The following is a 19324-nucleotide window of genomic DNA, read 5'->3' on the forward strand; positions in this document are numbered from 1 at the left end:
ATTAATGTTATGTATTTTGGCTGAAAAAGCAGAGGGATGCCATAACAAAGACATCCCTCGATCTGTTTATAGTCGATTTGTTCCGGTATTTGCGATTCGTTCGTTGAGTATTGTTTGTTTGCCACTGTCCCAGTATTTACAATCGAGTTCGAAGAAAGTGGAAGTATAGGGTTTTGTCAGTTTTGTTTTGATGATGACTACTTCAAACAGATTGCTGATGCTATCCAGCCGGGCTATCAGGTCATCATGCCTGATGCTTGTTATTTCAGTTGCCGGAAGGATATTCCCCATCTCTGTTTTCAGATCATTTATCCCCGGGCAAAAACCTTCTTCCAGAAAAGATAGTTCTTCGTCCTGATAGATATGGGCATACACATGCAAAGAGTTATCCACCATCTTTTTTACTGTGCCCAGAACTTCCGTATAAGGCTCGTTTGTATATAAAGTGGTGATACCTTCCCGGGTTTGTAACGGATAAGCCATATCTGTGATAACAATCCAGTTACGGTGGCCCAGCAGAGGGAGTTTGTCTTGCAGGACGGTTTGCCAGTCTGCTTTGTGTTGGGAGTGGTGAGTGGTTGCTTCTTTTTGGATACACCCTCCGCTCAGGAACAAACAGGCGAGTAAGCAGTAGATAATGTTTGATTTACCCATGACTTTATCGTTTTATGACTTGTTTGTTGCCTTCTTTCAGGTTAAAATGCTTTAACCGCATTTTTTTTTCGTTACCGACGGTAAGGGATTTCAATTGGAGAGAACCGTTTATTACTTCAATTGTGATATCCTTGTCGCTGACGTCGATAGTTCCCCATGAATAGCCATTACTCCAAAAATAATTTCCCGGGCGTGCCGTAATTTTCATACTTTTATCAATGCCTGAATACTGAAAGTCGCTAAGTGCAATGATAGCAGACCAACTTGCCATGGATCGGGCATAATGATGACCGCATTCCGGCTCGCTGAATGGATTACGTTTTGCCCCATCATGGCGGTCGCGGATGGATCGGATACAGGTGAGTGCTTCTTTTTCCATTCCTTCGTAAATCATACCTACGGCTGCACAGTATTCAAACCCTGTCATTACCTCAGCAAAATAAGGAAATGGTACTTCCAGACGGCCTTTTGGCCAGGATGCCATAAGTAGCCCGGATTCATTGCCCATCACATATGAACGCATATTGTTGAAATGACGGCTGAAGTCTGATACGTAGTTGTATTTCATGATGCTGTTCATGGTTATCTGAATATGATCTTTGTTTCCGAGATAACCCAGCCCGCATAAATGTGACATGTATTGGCCGACTAATTGGTCTACTAGACAGCCTGGACCTAGCTGGAAAGATGGAATTTTGACATTCGGATTATTCATATCGAGATATTCAAATGTCTCCGGATCGGTTATTTTGTGTTCATAATATTCACCATTGAACAAATTTTTATCCATCCAGTTACTGCCCTGTTCGAACAAAGTTCGGCACTTTTGAGCGAAGCCTTTATCTTTCATCGCTATAGCCATCTTTTCCGCTGCTTTTAGTGCTCCCATATACCAAAAACCCATTTGAGGGTTGGGACCAAAGTAATTCACGTCCATAGTGTTGTGTTGCGAACCCTCCATTACGCCATCCTGATTGCCATCCCAACCTTTTTCAGTCCAGGCGTAAGAAAGTACTTTTTTGATCTGTCCCCAGTTATTTTTCAGGAAATCATTGTCTCCGGAAAGTTGCCATTCGCGGTATATCTTCATGATACAGCCCATTTGTCCGTCGGCTGCGGCACTGTTTCCTTTATTTGCTTCATTTAGTGGGAGAGAGGCTCTGAAGTTCATCAGGCCGTTCTCTTTGGTTGCGTAGTTGAACTCTACGTCACGCATTGTTTTTGCCAGTTCTCCGAATAGATAAGGAGTAGCTGTTTCATAGTTCCAGACATGCGTACAGGAACCGGCACAAGAACCGAAACGGTCCATTATGCCTTCCCAACCCATCATATGACCGCTGGGTAAACGGAATACGGTTTGTGACCGTAAGGTTGCCAGGTTGAATAATGCTGCTTCTTTTACAACATCCGGATAAGAAGTATTGAGTAAGGCGTTTACGAAAGATAAGGTTTTCTTCTCCAGTCCGGGAATTTGCGGAATGATTGTTTCTGCCGCTTTCCAGGCATCTGTATATTGCCGACTGTAATAATTTCCGACAACTGTGGAGGACCAAGCTTTCCGGTTTGGAAAATTCCAGGTGATATAGAATGTGAATGTTTCCGTGCTTTGCGGTTTTACTGTCTTTTTTACGGAGAGTGAGGCCATCGGGTCTTCATCTTCCTGTTTGTTTTGCTCGGTTAGCATACCGTCGGCACTGAAATCATCCCAGAAGTTCAGGATACCGTTATTCCAGTTGTCGGCTTTCGATGAAGTACGGTAGCTTACGCCACTGGTTGCCTGTGTCGTGAGAGCGATTGTTCCCCAGGCAGGATCATTTTTATCCACTCCGTCTGAATAGAGATAGATTCCTTTTATTCCATTGTTTTCAACGTATTTGTTTTTATTGTCTTTTACACCGGTTGGGATATAGTCTCCTTTCCAGTCGGTACGGAATTTGCTTCCGTCTTTCCCTATAAAATTGCGCATGGAGCCACAAATAGCAATTTCCATCGGTTGACTGGTTGTATTGGTCACTTCATAGGAAAGTACGGCAACAGGTAATCCGCTTGCTTCTGCATCCCCCGGAATAAGCGGGTTGAATCCTTTTATCGTGACTTTCACCGGTAGGTCTTTGTCTGATAAATGTACTTGTCCGAACGGATAAGCAGCATCAAATGAAGCCTGTGCAAAGCGAGGTAAGCCATGATGATTTACCGGACGACCTTCATAATGGAGATATTCCTGAGGGTATAAAGGACCGGCCAGTAGAGTGGTGGTGGCTTCCTGATTTTGTGGCTTCGCATAGATTGCGAAGAACGGGGCATTGTTTCCGGTTGTTACCGTACTGTATTTCTTGGCAGGTACATTCATGATCTCCCAATCCCGGAGTTCTCCGCGACCACCCAGCGATACCGTTCCGGTCCCGATGCCTCCTAATGGAAGTGCAATCTGGTAAAGGTGTTCCTGGTCGTAGTTTTTCAGTACCGGCCATTCTTGTGGCTTCCATTCCTGAGATGCAATGGCTCCGGAAACGAGTGTACAAATTGTTAGTAGTATTAATTTGTTCATATTTTGAAGTTAGTATAAAAAGCCGATCAGACTTTATCCGGATCGGCTTTTTCTTGTTAATATAATTACCAATTCGGATTTTGCCCTAAGTTAGGATTCTTATCTTTTGCTGACTGAGGAATCGGCCACAGGTAATGTTTACTTGCGTCAAAAGTACGGTTTTGTCCCAAGAATTGTTCTACAGTATAGTCTCCAATAGGAGCCTTTTCATCCTTATTGATACCGTACCCTGGTTCGTTTAGAACTTTTTCTGCTGTTTTCCAACGAAGAATATCAAAGTAACGTTTATGTTCCGCTACGAATTCGTGTCGTCTTTCTTCCCGGATCTTTTCCCTCATAGCTTCCTGGTTGCCGATTAACTTATCTACTCCCGGCAATTCAGCACGTTTGCGTACCTGATTAACAGCCCATGCTATCTGTGTATTATTCGGATCATATTCGTTTAGTGCTTCTGCATAGATCAAGAGAACTTCCGCATACCTGTAAAGACTGAAATTAGTCCAAGAAGCATTTGGTTTTTCTAATTCCTGGTCATTATATTTCAGATACATGTAACCAGTGATACCTCCCCCTTCATGATTGATTCTTTCATCTTTATTATAGGCCGGATGTGGCATATAAGGCTCATAAGAACCATTCGGACGTAAACACTCATAACCTGGCAGGAAGAATGTTTTTTTCAAACGGGCATCTCTGTTATCCCATGGGTTATTCTTATCATACAAATCGGATTCATAAATAGTTTTACCATCTGTCGTTTCGTAAGAATCTACCAGTTGGCGAGTTGGACAGAAACTTGCCCAGCCTTGTCCGGTTATACCGGTTCCTGCCGGAGAAGCTAGAATTGGTAACATATGCGTTTTCTCGTCTTCCTTGTATTGAAAAGCCAATATAACTTCTTTGTTATTATTATTAGCTTCCGCCTTGAATATATAGGCGAAATCATCTTCTAAGCCATATAGATTCAGATCAATAACTTGTTTTGCTGTATTGGCTGCTTCTTTCCAAAGATCGGTTGCATCCTGTCCTTTATGGAATTTAGCGTAACTTGCCATATCCAGATACATGTCGGCCTTTAGTGTCAGAGCTGCTCCTTTTGTGATACGTCCGATATCATCACCGGAATAGGTTTCCGGTAAATAATCAATCGCTTTATTTACGTTTTCAAGTGCATAATCTAATACTTCCTGCTTTGGAGAACGGGGTAACGCTGCTTCTTCCAGGTCAATCGGTTTTTCTTTGATCAATGGGATATCACCAAAATGACGTGTCATTCGATAATAACGTAATGCCAGGATAAAACGGGCCTCTCCTTCAAAACGTTTCTTTTTAGCCTCATCGATTTCCATACCCTCCAGACGGTCTAAGTAGTAAAGAATTCTACGGATATGGTCGTATTTCCATTCTTCGGAAAGATAACCGGTTGCTGCATTGTGTGAACCTTGGCAAATATATCCCAAACCACTTTCTCCCCAGGCATTTGTCATCAGCGAATTATCACTTTGGCAGTCACGCCAGAAATCGCGTGAATTAGGCAATAACGGGTATAAAGCATTTACACCTGTTTGTGCATTCGCTTCTGTTTGCCAGAAGGTATTTTCCGAAGCCAGGGAAAGAGGATCTCTATCTAAGAAATCAGAACAACTGCCGAATGTTAAGGCAGAAACTAATAAAAATGCGATACTATATTGTTTCATGATTTTTAAAATTGAAGATTAAAACCAAATGAGAATGTTCTTGACAACGGATACCAGCCTCCTTCCGGATCAAATCCGTCGTATCCGGTGATAGTAGCCAGGTTTTGTCCGGATAGATATAATCTCAAATATTTGATATTTACACGTTCCAATACACTTTTCGGAATAGTATAACCGATCTGTATATTCTGGATCTTCAGATAGTCGGCTGTACGCAACCAAAAACTATTGTATCTTGAATCATAATCATTGGATGTATTCGATAATGTCAGGCGCGGATAAGAAGCGTCCGGATTACTTTCACTCCATGCGTCCAGATGCATCGGTCGTGCATTGTCTGTCAGATAAAATGCCCATCCTTCGTATCCCTGAAGATACTTTTTAGTATTCAGTTTACCATACATATTCATGGAGAAATCGAAATCTTTATATCCGAAAGAAAGATTCATACCAAAATTTACAGGTATTTTTCGGTTGAGTACGACACGGTCTTCACCATCGATTTTTTTGTCACCGTTTTGATCCTTATATTTAATATTGCCTGGTAACACATTTCCTTGATTCGGTGAATTGGCTATTTCTTCTTCACTCTGGAATAGACCGATTGCTTCGTAACCGAATGGTAATTGATACCGGTCGTTCAAATAAGTCACAGAATTTCCTTCGATCCATCTTTCGGAATCACCCATTTCTAACACTTTGTTTTTTGAATAACTGAGATTGACATCTACTCCCCAGCGGAAATCATTTTTACTATCCTGGTAGCTGGCCATAATTTCCATACCTTCATTTCTCATTTTCAGTAAATTTGATAAAGGAGCGGATAGTCCGAATTCACTGGGCACAGGAGGTGTATATAAAATATCTGTTCTCATATTCATAAAATAATCGGCTGATAATTTTATACGCTGTTCCAGCCATCCAAAGTCAATACCGAAGTTACTAACTTTTGCTTTTTCCCATGTTATATTAGGATTGATAGCTACATTATTATAAGCACCACCGACTAATTTGTCGTTGAATGTATAAATTTTAGGGTTGTAACTTAGAACTTGTGCTGTTGCATAGTAACCTACTTTTTCGGCATCTCCTAAAATACCCCATGATGCTCTGATCTTCAATTCTGATAACCAGTTGGCCGTTGATTCCATAAAGGATTCACGATGTAAATTCCAGCCGGCGGAGAAAGACGGGAAAGCTCCCCAACGATGTCCTTCGGCAAAACGGGAAGAACCATCGCCACGTACGCTCGCTTCAAATAGATATTTACCTTGATAATCGTAGTTTAAACGACCGAACCAGGATTGGACAGCTACGTCTTGGGCATTACCTCCGTTTTGTTTATTTGTATTACCGGTGTCCAATACATCTATACCGGCAAAAGGCATATCTTCTCTGGAGGCCCAGAAATTTTCTGTTTTGTAATATTCTTGTGAATAACCGGCCAATACTTTGAAATTGTGATTGTCGGATATTTTAAAAGAATAATCGGATGTAAACTGTAACTGTGTGCGGAAGTTATACGAGTTTGTTTCCTTCAATGAAGAAACTCTGTTTTCTGTTTTAGCTATATTCCCTTCTTTGTCATACAGATAATAAGTATTTACTCTGTTCTTTGTTGTTGTATTTTGAGAATATGTAGCAACACTTCCTTTTATATTCCAGTCTTTTAAAGGAGAGTAAGTGACATCGAAAATAGCCATCATCTCTTTATGTCTTTCTTTGGAATATCCGGATTCATTAACACCTGCAATCGGGTTACCTCCCATTGCACCACCGGCAGCATATGAACCGTCAGGATTAAAAATAGGTGTAACAGGTGAGATACGTGCAGCCTGTGTCTGCCAAATGGTTGTTCCGCCATTCGGATTTTGGATATTTGTCTGTGTATACTGTAAGCTGGCGTGTGCTTCCAGATTTTTTAATATTTGGAAACGCATATCTGGTTTGAATACCAAACGATTGTAGTTATTGTTCGGTAAGTTACCTTCCTGATAGTCGTTAGATACGGAGAAACGATAGGAAATAGCTTTTTCTTTACCGGATACTGCTATATGTGTATTGTTGATAACGGTATTTTTTTTGTAGATTTCTTTATACCATTTATTATCTGCATATTTGCCGGCATGTAAATCTTGAATACCTTGCTCTCCGTAAATCGCTTCTTTTCCATCATTGATCATGGCCTGGTCATACAAACGCATGAAATCTTCTGCTCCGACAAAGTCTAATTTGAATTGCGGGTTCTGTATACCTATGTTGCTGGAAAATTCAACGACAGGACGATCGGTTGCTTTAGCCGTCTTGGTGGTTACCAGAATAACACCGTTTGCAGCACGGGAGCCATAGATAGCGGCTGATGCTGCATCTTTTAATACAGATATGCTTTCGATATCATTTGGATTCAATGTATAAATATTACCCGGCATACCGTCGATTAGTACTAAAACACCGGAACTACCTCCAATGGTAGATGTTCCGCGGATATTGATACTGGCTCCTGAACCGGCTGCCCCACTACCTTTCGTTACGGCCATACCGGGAACAGAACTGGATAGCAACTCTTGTACGTTTGTTACCGGATGTGATTTAAGAACTTCTTCTGTTTTAACCGTACCGATAGAACCGGTCAGATTTACTTTCTTTTGCGTACCGAAACCTACAACAACGACTTCTTCCAGTGCTTGTGAGTCTTCTTTCAGGATAATTTTTATATTATTTTGATTTCCTGTTCTGATTTCCTGTGGGGTATAACCAATGTAGGAAATAACGATAACATCTTTATTTGATATATTTTCCAAACTGAAGTTTCCTTCTGTGTCTGTAATCGTTCCGTTTGTTGTTCCTTTAACAGATACATTGGCACCAATTATAGGTTCTCCATTATTGTCTTTAACCGTACCTGTAATTTTTCTGGCTGACTGCTGGGTTTCGTTGACAATATTCGGCTGATTTTTTTTAGATAACAAAATGTATTTGTTGGTAAATTCGTAACTGATATCCGTACCGTCGAAGGCATCTTTCAGGTATGAAATTACTTTTCCTGATTTTTCCTGAACATGTATTTTCCGTTCTGTATCTACTTCCCGATTACGAAATACCACCAGATAGTCTGTTTGTTTCTCTATTTGATTGATAAGTTGCCCGATAGATATCACATTTGTTTCCAGTTTCATAATGGCATTCTGTGCCTCTGTATTTGTTGCCATCAGTTGAAAAATACAGACGAATAACATAAATAGCGATATTCTCATGATTCTAAAATATTCTTTAAAGTGTTTATCATGTACAATAAAGAGTGGTAACAAAGTTTTTATTTTCATATCTTTGCTAATAATTAAGTGAATACTAAAAATTTTTGACTTGATGTGTTTACTTGATTGCCAACGGCGGATGTTACAGCATCTGCCGTTTTTGCTTCTAAAAATGTTTCTTCATAGGCATTCTGTTTTAATGATTATACATGTTTATCTGCTTAAAGTGAAGATATTACTTTCTTCATCTTTGCTGATTTTGAATTTGTGTATTCTTTGTATCATACATAGAATTTCATCAATACCATCCCGCTGGCGGAATTTTCCAGTATATTCCCAATTGTATATGGATTGATCTTTCACAATGATCTTTACGTCATAATAGAGTTCGAGTTTCTTCAATATGTCGATAAGCGGTTCGTTAATAAAGCTATATATCCCGTCTCTCCATAAGAAATAATCCGCATGAGGAAAGGTGCTGATTTTCATTTGGTTCCCCTTTATAGTTACTTGTTCATCCGGTTTAAGGATAATACCTTTGGATTCGGCATGAGGGAAATATACTTTTAACCCTCCTTCAAGCAAGCTTGTCTGAATTGTCTCTTTCCCCGGATAACTGTGAACATTGAATTTTGTTCCCAGAACTTTCATCTCTACTCCCTGAGAAGATACGATAAACGGTTTATCAGGGTTTTTAGCCACATCGAAAAAAGCTTCACCTTCTACAGTTACTTTCCGTTCTTTTCCTGTGAATAAAGCCGGATAAGTAAACTTGGTTTGAGAGTTCAGCCAGACTTCGGTTCCATCTTGTAAAGTCAATTGTACACGTTGACCGGCCGGTACATAAAGGATATTTTCGATGTTCGCTACAGGTTGTTGAGTTTTGTAATGACTGGTGGTGAGCCAGTAAGTCGATAAAACCAGTAATGTGATGGCTGCAGCATAGCTGGTTGCATATAACATGATTTTACGTATCTTTTTTGTCCGGATAATTTTGTTGAACAGTATATATCCCTGTCTGTTCTCTTCTTTATTATCCGCCTGGTCAGAAAGATGTAACAGAGCATGTATATTTTTGTATTCGATGAATTGTTTTTTCAATCCATCATCCGCCTCTACCTGTCTTAAGAACTGCAGTCTTTCTGTAGTATTAAGTTCTCCCTGGAAATATTTTATTATTTGTTCATTCATAATTTTGTCCTTGTATATAGTAGACACTTATACAGGAGAAAATCGTTAAACAAAAAGATTATTTTTTTCGGATTTCTTATAAAGAGAGGAGAAACAACAGTATCGGAAGGTAATCTTTGAGTTCAGTTCTTAGTTTTTTATAGGCGATACCTATTTGACTGCCAACGGTATTAATAGAAATATTCAGTTCCTGAGCAATCTCATTATGTTTTTTTCCTTCAATTTTGCTCATGATGAATATAGCTCTGCATTTTTCGGGAAGGGCATCTAATGCACGGCTAATGATTTTTTCGATGTCATGATCCGAAAAAAGATTATTATCGAAGACTTCTAATGAATCTAAATTCATTCGTAGGGAGATGGTGTATTCTTCCTGTAGTTTGTTGGCTGTTTCTTGTACGACTAATTTGTGACGCAGATGATTCAGGCATTTGTTTTTTATGGTAGTGAACAAATAGGCGATGAGATTCATATGCATATTGAGCATTTCTTTGTTTTCCCAAAGTTCAACGAAGACATCCTGCACAATATTTTCGGCATCTTCCTCTGAGATAACGTATTCTTTTGCAAAATACTTCATCTTTGAGAAATATGAGAGATAGACGTCTTCAAATCTGATTCTCTTTTCTTGCTCGGGGAATGCCTTTATTTTCATAGGTTAATAACTTTGTTCTAGAAGAACTATATCCATCTATTCCTTTTAACTGTCTGATACGATGATATATATAGTTTTTCCTAGGCTGTAGTTGATTACTGCGTTGCAAAGAGAGCCTTATTCTCCATCATCGACAGCCTCAGTAAAGCATTTGCGTGGTTCGCTTCCTTTTTAAGTACAGTTACCACTACCTTAAACCAGTTCAAGTAATTCTGCAGGTATTTCGTAGAGACTCCCCAAAAGGTGGAAGCGATCCATTTCTTCAATCTGTTGTGTAACGAGTTCACGTGTTGTATATGGAATCTTTCCTGTTTGACCCTTTGCTTTATGTCGTCTCTTAACACTACATGCTTCAGGTGGTTGTCGTTTGCATACCCCTTATAACTTACATGACCGTCAGAGCAAAGAATTACGTCCTTGTCCAGCGGAGTTCCCAGGCTTTCCGCGATGTCCGCTTTGGTCAGCCTTCCTTTTCCACAGCATGTCATGTTCAGGTCGTTCTTTCTGTCGGCAGTTACTATAACCTTAGCCTTGTTATCCGATATACCACTGCTTTTAGGATCGGTCCCCCTTTTGCGGGGAGGACGTTTGAGATGACGGTTACCTTTCTCGGATTCTTCAAAAAATGTCTCGTCACTTTCCACGATACCGGAAAAAGAACCGCCTTTGTCCTGCTTGAACGTACCCAATATCTTATGACGCCAGTCAAAGGCCGTTTTCTTGTTTATATTAAGTGCTGCCGAAATCTTATCCAAAGACTTCTGGTCGGCCATCAGTTCCAAATAAAGTCCTACAAGTTCTTTCTTGTGAAGCCCCTCCTGCCACGTACCTGTATATTCGGTGAAGGTACGGCCGCAATCCTTACATTTGAAGCGTTGGGCACCCTTGTCCTTGCCGAAACGGTAATAGTGCTTACCTCCACAATGAGGACAGCTGCCTTGCTTATCCAAAAGCCGGGACAGACGGGGAGAGCCGGAAAGGGAAACGCTCTCGGAAGACAATGCGGATACCAATGAGGCACGCTCTGTATCTGACAGAGTCTGTGCGGCTGCTAATATTTCTTGATAGGTCATAACTATAAGCCTTTGTGCGTGTAAAAATACGGAAAAGAATAGGGAATCCAACACTTTACAACGCAAAAATTAACTATAGCCTCATGGATATTGTATCTTTCTGGAATACACTGAGGTATATCGAACAGAAAACAATCTACAAATCACAAAAAAATGTGATTTTTGTAGACTAGTCTCCCATTTCGATAGCAACTTATGATGTATTTATCAATTGGCAAATAACCATCGGCATCATTTGTAAAGTAATGTGGAAGAGTGTTTTACTATTTTATTTCCAATCTAATGATTTATCAAAGAAAACGCAAATTGGATGTCGAGTAAGAATGAACAAGTTAATTTCTAAATTTAACACCTGTAGGAATATTAACAACCTACAGATGTTTTCACGCTAAAAAACTATTTAGCTTTTTCTTTTTCTAGAATAGCTTTCAACTTCGTAACAATTTCAGGATGTTCGGTAGCTAAATTTTTCTTTTCCCCGATATCTTGTTTCAAGTTGTAAAGTTGTTCTTCCTTGCTGTTGCCAAGTTCTGTATTTGTCAATTTGTTATATGCAGCACCTTTGCTTGGTGAGATATACTTCCATTCACCATCGGAAACACACAACGAACCGGCTTGTTCAATTATATAATCACGACCTTTGGCATTTTTACCCAAAAATGCATTCAATAGGTTCTGGCTATCAGGTCCAGCTCCGTTTTCCAACGTCTTTCCCAGCAAACCTGCCATAGAGGCATACAAGTCGATCTGCGAAACTAAAGCATTTGAAACACCTGGTTTTACTTGCGCTGGCCAGCTGACAATAAAAGGTACGCGTGTACCGGCTTCAAAACTGCTGTATTTACCACCACGGAATTCACCCCAAGGTTTATGGTTGCCCAGCAATTCCACGGCCTGATCTGCATAACCGTCATCCACAACAGGACCATTGTCGCTACTTAACACGATCAGCGTGTTTTTTGCAATACCAGCCTTTTCAAGTACAGCCATGATCTCGCCTACCGTCCAGTCAAATTGTAACAAAGCGTCGCCACGCGGCCCCATGCCACTTTTGCCCACGAAACGGGGATGCGGCCAGCGAGGAACGTGTGCATCATTTGTGCCGACATATAAAAAGAACGGTACATCTTTATACTGTTCGATGAATTGGACGGCCTTCACCGTAATACTGTCTGCAATGTTTTCGTCTTCCCACAAAGCTTGCTTACCTCCTTTCATATAGCCGATACGGGAAATACCGTTCACGATTGCTTGGTTATGCCCGTGGTTCGGACTAGGTTTTAGCTTAGTAAGCATTTCCGGATGATCTTTACCTAACGGTTCGCCGGGGAACGGTTCTTTGTAGCTCACTTCGATTGGATCGTTCGGATCCAGATTCACGATACGCTGGTTTTCAACCCACACGCAAGGAACACGGTCACCTGTCGCAGCCATAATATAGGAATAATCGAATCCCAAATCAGCCGGTCCGGGTGTGATGAAGCCGTTCCAGTCTTGTCCGCCCGTTCTGTCTGACAAACCCAAATGCCATTTACCGATTGCCCCAGTAACGTAGCCACATTCACGAAACATATCCGCAACAGTTGGCTGTTCCGGACGAATCACCATCCCGGCGTTTCCAGCTGCGATCCCAGTGTCATTACGCCTCCAAGCATAGTGCCCGGTAAACAACGAATAGCGTGAAGGCGTACTGGTTGCTGCTACCGAATGCGCATCTGTGAAACGAACGCCCTGTGCAGCCAATCTTTCCACATTTGGCGTATGAATCGTTTTTGAACCATTACAGCTCAAGTCTCCATAACCGATATCATCGGCTATTAGGAAAATGACGTTAGGCTTCTGTATCGGATTTTCAACCTCCGCTTTTTGTTTGTTTGCAGAACAAGCTAATAAAGTAGCCCCTACTCCCAAACCTAAAAATACGTTTGATTTCATGTTATTACTTCATTTAATTTGCATTATACTTTTCTTACTGTTTATTTATCCATAAGCTCTTTCTGAATCTTTGGATTTTGTATTCTCGGATCCCGGAAACGTGTACCATATTCCATCAACTTCTTTTTCAAGCGGGCAGTCGTTTCTTTGTAATCCGGATTCGTGTAACAGTTCACCAGCTCATCCGGATCTTTTTCCATATCCGTCAACCAAGGGACATCCGATGCATTTTCAGACAACGTCAGTTTATAACGCGAGGTGACTACCGACACCCACTTCGCCCGGTCTGCAAAATTACTTTCTCTCCTGGCTGTGACCGCCCTCATGAATACCGCATCGTCAAGATGGGCCGGGAGCGCCTTCCCTTTCCATAAATCAGACAAGTCACGCCCTCCATATTCCATCGGCGATTCCATGCCACAAAAAGAGAGCAGAGAAGGAGTAAAATCGACAACAGACATCACTTTGTCCACTCGCAACCCCTTGGCCATCTTGGCAGGGTAACTGATGATAAAAGGAACCCTTGCCGACCCGTCCATGGGCACACCCTTATTCACAAGACCATGTTCGCCACACAAATCACCATGATCAGAGGTGAAAACAAGAATCGTATTGTCTAATAGCTTATTGTCACGCAGTACCTTCAAAAGCCGCCCTATATTGTCGTCAATACATTTTATCATGCCAAAATAGGCCACCATATTCTCCATCCTGTCACCCCGCTGGCCATTTCCGTGAGACCAAGCCGGCAACCCGGTCGTATCTTTTCGGGAACTGGCAGGTGCTCCAAAAGAGAGGGAAGCATACTGCTTGTCGTAGGGCGACCGCACCTGGTTCGGTCCATGCGGATCCGGAAAGCACAACATACAGCAAAATGGCTTTCCTTTATGTTGCTCTATAAATTCAATAGCCCTGTTGGTTAGGAAATCAGTGGTAAAACTCAAGGAGTCGGTCGTTTGTATTTTGGCTTTTTGGTCAAAATCCACCTCGTCGCCCATTCCTACCACTTTCTTCCAATGCCCGCGGTTATACATATACCGGTTATCCGTAAATCCGAAATCACGCTTCGGATGCCATTCCGGACGGCTTTCCCCATTCAGATGCAGTTTACCTATATAACCGGTCTCATAACCATGGCGCCGGAAAATTTCCCCGAAAGTCAACGCCTCTTCATTCAATACCAAGTCATTCGCACAGACCCCTGCATTCTGTGGATACAAGCCGGTCATAAAAGAGGCACGGCTTGGCGAGCTGACCGGAGTTGTCGCATAGCACCGGGTGAACAAGACACCCTGTTTCGCTATATAGTCGATATTAGGTGTCTCGACCACACATTCCTCCCCCCAAGGGCGTGCCTGCCCGTCAGGCAACAACGCGCGGTAACAGCCCAATGTCCTAAAACTATGTTCGTCCGTATGTATAATCAACACATTCGGCTTCTCGTCTGCGATTGCGTGTCCTACAGACAATACAGACAACGCAACCATCCATTTCATACGTTCCATCAACTTACTTTTTATAATTCCGTTCGACATATTTCTTCAACTCGGCGACCTTTTCCGGGTAAGCCATCGTGACATCGTGCAGTTCTGACGGGTCGGTACTCAGGTCATACAATTCGGCATCTCGGTTGCGAGTGGCGGGGATGTACTTCCAATTGTCTTGGCGGATGGCAATCTGGCCACTGTTGTTCTGCATCATGATATACTCCCTGTACTTCGGGGCATCGGGCCGGAGGAACAGGTTCGATCCGTCGCGGGTATCGCGGGCCTCTTCCGCCGTGATGGGGAGGCCCAACATACCGGCAAACGTGGAGAGCATATCCAAATAGGTGAAGTTCTGCTCTTGCACAAACGGGGCTTTCACCTTGCCCGGCCAGGAGAAGATGAACGGGACCCGTGTTCCCGCCTCGTGCAACGAATACTTCTGTCCCCTTAGGCCGCCAAACGGATCGTGCCCGTTGATGTTTTTCAATGCACCGTCCTGGTAGCCCTCTTTCACCATCGGGCCGTTGTCGCTGGTGACGACCAAGATGGTATTCTCGTAAATGCCTTTTTCCTTCAGCGTCTTGACGATCTCGCCCACGCAAAAGTCGAACTCCTCGATCACGTCGCCATAAATACCGGCCGCCGATTTTCCCCGGAAAGCAGGAGACGGCACACGCGGTTCGTGGGCATTATGCGTGGCATAATACATAAAGAAAGGCGCATCGGCATGTTCGTTGATAAACGCCTTTGCCTTGCCCAACAACACCTGCCCCATCTCTTCATCCTTCCAGCGGGCCTTTTGGCCGCCGTCCATCCAGCCGATACGGCTGATGCCGTTCACGATGGTCGCGTCGTGCCCAAGGTGCGGTTTCAGCGTCAGCCGTTCCGGATTCTCACGCCCGGTATAGTCGTTGCCCACCTTTTTCCGGTAGGATACCTGGATGGGATCGACCGGATCCCAATTGACCACCCAGTCATTTTCGATATACACACACGGTACTCGATCGTTCGTTGCCGGGAAATAGTAGGCATAATCAAAGCCAATCGCGCGAGGTCCCATCTTGATTTCGCTATTGAAATCGACCGGCACCTCCTTTTCGCCCAATCCCAAATGCCATTTGCCGACCAGCGCCGTCTGATAGCCCGCCTTCTTCATAAAGGAGGGCAAGGTCGTCAGCGACGGGTCGATAGTCAAGGGAGCGTCTGCCGGCAAGATACCAACATTCTTCCTCCAGGCATATTCGCCCGTCAGCAACGCATAGCGGGAAGGGGAAGAGGTAGAAGCCGGCGCATAAGCATTGGTAAACCGAACCCCTTCAGCCGCCAACCGGTCTAATGCCGGTGTCTTTATCCGGGTGGCCCCATAACAACCGACATCCGAATAACCGATATCATCCGCCAAGATGAATATCACATTGGGACGTCCCGTCTGCTGCGCCCCGGCCCATTGGAAAAGGCCCGCCATCAACAGGCAGGAACCTATTTTTATCTTTTCTATCATATTCTTTTCATTTTAAGAAATCCACTCTCCAATCCGCCCCTTGGCATTTGACAGCCACATCCTCCGGTGTGAGCGCAAAGCCCAAGTCAGGACGGATGGTCTTCAAATAAGCCATATCATTCAATACCTCAAGTGATTCCGCCCCGGAAGTAGCCTCCGACAAGATTTTCTTCAAAGGAGCCACCGCATTCAGCCGCCCGACGGTCATCAGGAATACCGCCGCCCGGCTCCGTACCGGGACAGACGGGTCGGCTAACAACTTTTCCGCCTCGCCGACAAACTCAACAGCCTGCTTCCCGTTCCAGACGCAAGCTGTCAACGCCCAATACCGTTCAACTGGGTCAGTTGAAGCTAACGCCTTCTTGATTTTCTTCTTTGCCTCCAGATAAGAGAGCAACTGCAAATCGGCAGCCGCCAACAGCTTGTTGATACGCGCATGGGATTGACGCCCATATTCCACCGGGTTTTGTTTGCCCTCTTCCAGCCAGACGCTTTCAGGTAATAACCCCAAATCGTTTTGGGCAAGCAGGTTTTTCTCTAACAAGTGGCGCATCTCCTTCAGCCGGCCGGCATATTCCGGCAAGCCGGCCAAGTTCCGGGTTTCGTAAGGATCGGCCGAGAGGTCATACAACTCTTCGGGGCCTTGCGGTTCGAAGAAGCGTTTTTGCACCTCATTCAATTTACCCTCCTTATACAGCTGTTCCCATTCCCGGAAAGCCATCTGCTTGTAGCGATATGCCGCATAAAGCGACTTTGGGTGATAGGGCAGGAAATTGCGCGAATACTTGAAGTTGCCTTTGCGGACCGTCCGGTTGAAAGCATACAACTCGTCGAAGCGGTCGCCATAGCCATACACCACATCGCGCTTGTTCACCTCCTCCATCGGGATGTCGATTCCCAAGAAGGGCGTCCCGTCCATCTCCGCCGGTACCTCTATGCCTGCCAGATGGAGCAAGGTCGGGCCGAAATCCATAAAGCTGACGAAGCCATCCACACGGCTGCCCACCGGCAACGGGATGCGGTCGCGCCATTTCTCTGGCACATAGACCACAAACGGCACCTGCAAGCCCGTCTCGCCCGTATAACCTTTCGAACCGGGCAGGCTTCCGCCATTATCGCCAAAATAGAAGATGAAAGTGTTGTCCAACTCGCCATCCTCTTCCAGCATCTCCATCAGGCGGCCCAACTCCTCATCCACCTTCCGGATTTTGTCATAAAACGTAGTATACGTATAACGGAACGTATGTGTATCCGGATGGAAAGGCAACAGCTTCACATCCGCCGGATCGTACCCTGTCTCCTTCGTCATGTTTTTGAAATGCAGGCAGCTTTCGTGGCACGTGGCATTGGTCCTGACAAAAAAGAAGGGCTGGTTTTTATCCGGACGCTTGCGCCATTCACCCATCTTGCCGGCGACCTGGTCCCACGCTTGCTCGTCGAGCATACAGTTATAATCGGTTTTCGCCGCATTCGAGGTATGATAGCCTGCCCGCCTCAGATAGGCAGGAAACATATGTAACCCCTCCGGCATGGGCATGACCTCCAACTTGCGGTGCCAACTGGCTCCTAACCGCGGCGCATAGCAGCCCGTAATCAAGGTGGAACGGGCGGCCGAACTGACCGGCGCATTGCTATAGGCGTTGTTGAATACAAGCCCTTCGCGTGCCATCCTCTCTAAATGGGGCGTCTGCGCCCCTTTCCCTTGGTTATACAACCCGACGAATTGCGGCGCTACGTCTTCCGCCATCAACCAGACGAAATTAGGACGTTCCTTCCCTGCTCCTTCCGCCATGGCTACCGGCGCAACTCCATGGGCGGCCAAAGCACAACCCAACACAAATGGTATCTTATTTCTATTCATTGAATACATCTTTTATTACTTATTGCTCCAGGAAAAATGTTCACTATCGGTATGAGCTTCCGACATCAGTTGCTTCAACTCCTTTACTTTTTGAGGATATTGAAGCAGCAAGTTCTTTCTTTCACACTTGTCATCCGGCAGGTAATATAGCTCTTCGACCCTCTTTGCCGGCTTGTCCATGTTCAAGCGCACCAACTTCCAGCCATCCTTATAGATAGACTGCTTTCCGCCCTGCTCATAAAATTCATAATACAGGTAATCATGCTTTGCCTGTTCCTGTTCCCGGTTTTCCAATACCGGAAGATAGGATAGGCCATCGCTTCCTTGGGGAACGGGAAGGCCCAACAGGTCGCAAACAGTCGGCATGAAATCCCAGAAGGTCGCTATGTGTTCCGTCACGCGCGGTTGGCCGATGACCTTGGGCCAGCTCACGACAAAGGGGACATGCACGCCGCCTTCATACAAATCGCGCTTGATTCCGCGGAGAGAGGCGTTGCTATTAAAATAGGAAGGGTCATGCCCGCCGACGTTATGGACGCCGTTGTCCGAAGCAAATATCACGATGGTATTTTCAAGTTGCCCAATTTCTTTCAGCAAATCCAGCACTTGCCCAACGTTCTTATCGACCTCGCTCACCATGGCGGCATAGGCGGCACGCGGTTTTGGCTGCGGCTTAAAGCCTCTGCCCTTGCTGAAATCCGGATTCTCGAAAGGCACCTCCTCAAAGGCATCTTCATATTCGCCCAAGTCCGGATAGTCGAGGTCTGCATGAGGCGGCGTAATGGCGAAATAGGCAAAGAACGGTTTGTCTTGGTTCTTCCGGATAAAGTCGAGCCCCTTTTCCATAATCAGGAAATGGCTGTAGGTCTTGCCGTCGATCATTACCTTTTCTTCATTTTCATACAAGTAGTCCGGATAATAACGATGTGCTGCCCCTTGACTTAAATAGCCGAAGAAATAGTCAAAACCTTTCCTGACAGGACTACCGGACGTCCTGGGACCACCTAATCCCCATTTGCCTACACACATAGTCGCATACCCTTTTTGTTTGAACAATTGGGCAACTGTGACTTCCGATTCAGGTAAGTGCAAATCAAAAAAGCCTTCTTCATTCCGTACTCCTTTATTTCCTCGAACATAAGCATGCCCTGTATGCTTTCCTGTCATCAAACAGCAACGAGAAGGGGCACTAACAGTCGAACCACTGTAATGGTTCCGAAACAATAGCCCATTGGCAGCCATCTCATCAATGTGAGGAGTCTTTATTTTTTGTTGTCCATAACAGCCCAAATCACCTATTCCCATATCATCGGCAAGGATAAAAACGACATTCGGGGACTGTTTGTCCTGGGCTTGTGTATAAGCGGAAGAAAACCCAGAAACTGTTGCCGGGATAAGCAAGAATAAAAAATGTTTCATGTTAGTCATTCGTATTGAGTAAACCTGGATCATCCATCCATTTCAGGAC

General features: G+C 44.1%; 12 protein-coding genes. All 12 read right to left on the reverse strand.

Going from position 1 to position 19324, the window contains the following annotated elements:
• Positions 1-66 precede the first annotated feature (66 nt).
• Positions 67-654 carry a hypothetical protein gene (locus tag NBH15_RS02550; RefSeq protein WP_250821907.1) on the reverse strand — a complete coding sequence of 196 codons (588 nt, stop codon included), beginning with the start codon at positions 652-654 and terminating at the stop codon, positions 67-69.
• Between the two features lie 4 nt (positions 655-658).
• A complete protein-coding gene (locus NBH15_RS02555) occupies positions 659-3202 on the reverse strand; it encodes a GH116 family glycosyl-hydrolase (RefSeq protein ID WP_250821908.1) in 2544 nt (847 codons plus the stop codon).
• Between the two features lie 65 nt (positions 3203-3267).
• Positions 3268-4899, reverse strand: coding sequence for a RagB/SusD family nutrient uptake outer membrane protein (locus tag NBH15_RS02560; protein ID WP_250821909.1), 1632 nt, complete (start codon positions 4897-4899; stop codon positions 3268-3270).
• 5 nt (positions 4900-4904) lie between these two features.
• A complete protein-coding gene (locus NBH15_RS02565) occupies positions 4905-8108 on the reverse strand; it encodes a SusC/RagA family TonB-linked outer membrane protein (protein WP_250821910.1) in 3204 nt (1067 codons plus the stop codon).
• Positions 8109-8366: 258 nt separating this feature from the next.
• Positions 8367-9344, reverse strand: coding sequence for a FecR family protein (locus NBH15_RS02570; protein ID WP_250821911.1), 978 nt, complete (start codon positions 9342-9344; stop codon positions 8367-8369).
• A gap of 76 nt (positions 9345-9420) precedes the next feature.
• Positions 9421-9999, reverse strand: a complete 579-nt coding sequence (locus NBH15_RS02575; protein WP_128134705.1) for an RNA polymerase sigma-70 factor — start codon at positions 9997-9999, stop codon at positions 9421-9423.
• Between the two features lie 95 nt (positions 10000-10094).
• Positions 10095-11072: an IS1595 family transposase gene (locus NBH15_RS02580; protein WP_250821912.1), complete on the reverse strand. Its 978-nt coding sequence runs from the start codon at positions 11070-11072 to the stop codon at positions 10095-10097.
• 396 nt (positions 11073-11468) lie between these two features.
• Entirely contained in the window at positions 11469-13007 is a 1539-nt protein-coding gene (locus NBH15_RS02585; protein ID WP_250821913.1) for a sulfatase family protein, read from the reverse strand.
• Positions 13008-13048: 41 nt separating this feature from the next.
• The gene (locus NBH15_RS02590) at positions 13049-14512 is read right to left on the reverse strand and encodes a sulfatase family protein (RefSeq protein ID WP_250821914.1); all 1464 of its coding nucleotides are present in this window, start codon (positions 14510-14512) and stop codon (positions 13049-13051) included.
• Positions 14513-14516: 4 nt separating this feature from the next.
• Entirely contained in the window at positions 14517-15995 is a 1479-nt protein-coding gene (locus NBH15_RS02595; RefSeq protein WP_250821915.1) for a sulfatase family protein, read from the reverse strand.
• 7 nt (positions 15996-16002) lie between these two features.
• Complete coding sequence (locus NBH15_RS02600; protein ID WP_250821916.1) at positions 16003-17856, reverse strand: sulfatase family protein; 1854 nt, start codon at positions 17854-17856, stop codon at positions 16003-16005.
• Between the two features lie 15 nt (positions 17857-17871).
• Positions 17872-19275 (reverse strand): arylsulfatase, encoded by a 1404-nt coding sequence (locus NBH15_RS02605; protein ID WP_250821917.1) that lies wholly within the window; start codon positions 19273-19275, stop codon positions 17872-17874.
• Positions 19276-19324: the final 49 nt, after the last annotated feature.

Source organism: Parabacteroides caeci (assembly GCF_023656795.1).
In the GTDB taxonomy this organism is placed as follows: Bacteria; Bacteroidota; Bacteroidia; order Bacteroidales; family Tannerellaceae; genus Parabacteroides; species Parabacteroides segnis.

Coding starts and splice junctions, on each gene's coding strand:
- NBH15_RS02550 (WP_250821907.1), bottom strand. CDS start 654: ATGGGTAAATCAAACATTATCTACTGCTTACTCGCCTGTTTGTTCCTG.
- NBH15_RS02555 (WP_250821908.1), bottom strand. CDS start 3,202: ATGAACAAATTAATACTACTAACAATTTGTACACTCGTTTCCGGAGCC.
- NBH15_RS02560 (WP_250821909.1), bottom strand. CDS start 4,899: ATGAAACAATATAGTATCGCATTTTTATTAGTTTCTGCCTTAACATTC.
- NBH15_RS02565 (WP_250821910.1), bottom strand. CDS start 8,108: ATGGCAACAAATACAGAGGCACAGAATGCCATTATGAAACTGGAAACA.
- NBH15_RS02570 (WP_250821911.1), bottom strand. CDS start 9,344: ATGAATGAACAAATAATAAAATATTTCCAGGGAGAACTTAATACTACA.
- NBH15_RS02575 (WP_128134705.1), bottom strand. CDS start 9,999: ATGAAAATAAAGGCATTCCCCGAGCAAGAAAAGAGAATCAGATTTGAA.
- NBH15_RS02580 (WP_250821912.1), bottom strand. CDS start 11,072: ATGACCTATCAAGAAATATTAGCAGCCGCACAGACTCTGTCAGATACA.
- NBH15_RS02585 (WP_250821913.1), bottom strand. CDS start 13,007: ATGAAATCAAACGTATTTTTAGGTTTGGGAGTAGGGGCTACTTTATTA.
- NBH15_RS02590 (WP_250821914.1), bottom strand. CDS start 14,512: ATGGAACGTATGAAATGGATGGTTGCGTTGTCTGTATTGTCTGTAGGA.
- NBH15_RS02595 (WP_250821915.1), bottom strand. CDS start 15,995: ATGATAGAAAAGATAAAAATAGGTTCCTGCCTGTTGATGGCGGGCCTT.
- NBH15_RS02600 (WP_250821916.1), bottom strand. CDS start 17,856: ATGAATAGAAATAAGATACCATTTGTGTTGGGTTGTGCTTTGGCCGCC.
- NBH15_RS02605 (WP_250821917.1), bottom strand. CDS start 19,275: ATGAAACATTTTTTATTCTTGCTTATCCCGGCAACAGTTTCTGGGTTT.